Below are 2,303 nucleotides of genomic sequence, written 5' to 3' on the forward strand. Positions count from 1 at the left end.
TGCATGCGCGCGGCGATCGATCAGTATCAGCAGATGATTACCGCGCAGCCGGCCGATCTGATCGTCACGCCGGAAACCGCCATTCCCGTGCTCGCGCAGCAGTTGCCGACACCGTTCGCGGCCGCGATCCGCGAGTTCTCGGACTCGACCGGCAGCGCGATCCTGTTCGGCGCGCTCGGCGGCACGATCACGCCCGAAGGCCGGGTGGTCGACTACACCAACAGCCTGTTCGGAGTCACGCCGGGCTCGCGCGACATTTACCGCTACGACAAGCACCACCTCGTGCCGTTCGGCGAGTTCGTGCCGTGGGGCTTCCGCTGGTTCGTCAACCTGATGCGCATTCCGCTCGGCGATTTCTTCCGTGGCGCGCCGGTGCAGAAGCCGTTCATGGTGCATAACCAGCCGGTCGCGGCCGACATCTGCTACGAGGACATCTTCGGCGAGGAGATCGCGCGCACGCTGCGCGAAAACTCGACGCCGGCCGGCGTGCTCGTCAATTCGACCAACCTCGCGTGGTTCGGCGACACGATCGCGCTCGACCAGCATCTGCAGATCGCGCGCATGCGCGCACTCGAAACCGGCCGGCCGATGCTGCGCGCGACCAACACCGGCATGACCGCCGCGATCGACGCGAACGGCCGCGTGATCGGACGCCTCGCGCCCTACACGGTCGGCTCGCTCGACGTGAAGGTGCAAGGCACCTCGGGCAACACGCCTTACGTGACGAGCGGCAACAACACGGTGCTGGCGGTGTCGGTGCTGCTGCTCGCATTCGGTTTCGCGTTCGGACCCGGCATCGCGCGGCGCCGCAAGGACCGCAGCAAAGACGCGCGCTAACCGCACCCGCCAAAAAAATGCGCCTGACCCCGTCAGGCGCATTTTTTCATCAAAGGGACAAATTCCGGTTCAGGCCGGCAGGCACCCGGCGCTTCGCCCGTAGGCCGCGTTCACCGGACGCGCTCCGTTCAGTCCTTCGGCGCCGTATCGATAAACGACTGCCGCAGCGACAGCTTCTGGAAATGCTTGTCCAGATTCGGATGCGCTTCGCGCCAGTTCAGGTGCGGCATGCGGAAGTCGAGATAGCCGAGCGCGCAGCCCACCGCGATATCGGCGAGCGTGTAGTGATTGCTCGCGCACCACGGCTTGCTGCCGAGCCCCTGCGACATCGCCATCAGACCCTCGTCGATCTTGCGCTGCTGGCGCGCGACCCACGCGTCGACGCGCTGTTCGGGCGCGCGCTGCGTGCTTTCGAGACGGATCAGCACGGCCGCGTCGAGCACGCCGTCGGCGAGCGCTTCCCAGCAGCGCACTTCGACGCGCTCGCGCCCCGACGGCGGAATCAGCTTGCCGACCGGCGAGAGCGTATCGACGTATTCGCAGATCACGCGCGAGTCGAACACCGCTTCGCCGTCTTCCATCACGAGGCACGGCACCTTGCCGATGGGATTGAACGTGTGAATCCGGGTATCCGGCGCCCAGACGTTCTCGGGCACCAGTTCATAGTCGATCTTCTTGTCGGCGAGCACGATTCGCGCTTTGCGCACGAACGGGCTGGCGAACGAACCGATGAGTTTCATCATGACCATCTGCCTTTTTCTGAATCCGGCGAAAGTATAAGTGGTCCAGGGGCATCACGAACGTACCGGCCGCATCTTCGCGAGCCGCGCGCGGACCCGCTGTGGGCGGATTGCAACATGCCCGCGGCGGCGATGCCGCCAGGCTGCGCGCCAATCCGCGCAAAACGGCGGCGCCGGCGTGCGCGACACCGAAAGCACAACGGGACGGAGCGCTACAATCGCACGATGAACCAGCCGACCGAACCCACCATCGCCATCGACGTCTACCGCACGCGCCGCGAGCGCGTTCTCGCCGCGCTACGCGTCGCGGGCGGCGGCGTCGCCATCGTCCCGACCGCGCCGGAAGCGCTGCGCAACCGCGACGCCGACTACCCGTACCGTCACGACAGCTACTTCTATTACCTGACCGGCTTCGCCGAGCCCGAGGCGCTGCTCGTGCTCGACGCGAGCGCCGCCCCCGGCGCGCCCGCCTCGATCCTGTTCTGCCGCGAGAAGAACGTCGAGCGCGAGACGTGGGAAGGCTTCCGCTTCGGCCCCGAGGGTGCGCGCGAAGCGTTCGGCTTCGACGCCGCATTCCCGTTCGGCGAACTCGACGCGCAGGTGCCGCGCATCCTCGCCGACAAACCGGCGCTGCATTACGCGCTCGGCCGTTCGGCGCGGCTCGACGAACAGGTGCGCGGCTGGCTCGACGCAGTGCGCGCGAAAGGCCGCGGCGGCGTCGCCGCG

At 67.1% G+C, this 2,303-nt stretch carries 3 protein-coding genes; 2 read left to right on the forward strand and 1 reads right to left on the reverse strand.

Going from position 1 to position 2,303, the window contains the following annotated elements; genetic code table 11:
• Nucleotides 1-837, forward strand: an 837-nt coding sequence (gene lnt, locus F3J20_RS31625; protein ID WP_167285828.1) for an apolipoprotein N-acyltransferase, incomplete at its 5' end; no start/stop codon positions are given.
• A gap of 128 nt (nt 838-965) precedes the next feature.
• On the opposite strand, the gene F3J20_RS31630 is transcribed toward lnt, so the two are convergent.
• Nucleotides 966-1,586 carry a glutathione S-transferase C-terminal domain-containing protein gene (locus tag F3J20_RS31630; RefSeq protein WP_167285829.1) on the reverse strand — a complete coding sequence of 207 codons (621 nt, stop codon included), beginning with the start codon at nt 1,584-1,586 and terminating at the stop codon, nt 966-968.
• A 216-nt stretch (nt 1,587-1,802) separates the two neighbouring features.
• Here F3J20_RS31630 and F3J20_RS31635 point away from each other — a divergent pair.
• Nucleotides 1,803-2,303: aminopeptidase P N-terminal domain-containing protein (locus F3J20_RS31635; RefSeq protein ID WP_205299433.1), on the forward strand; the 501-nt coding region annotated here is incomplete at its 3' end.

Origin of the sequence: Paraburkholderia sp. Cy-641, assembly GCF_011752945.1 — a bacterium.
Lineage (GTDB): Bacteria > Pseudomonadota > Gammaproteobacteria > Burkholderiales > Burkholderiaceae > Paraburkholderia.

Coding starts and splice junctions, on each gene's coding strand:
- F3J20_RS31630 (WP_167285829.1), bottom strand. CDS start 1,586: ATGGTCATGATGAAACTCATCGGTTCGTTCGCCAGCCCGTTCGTGCGC.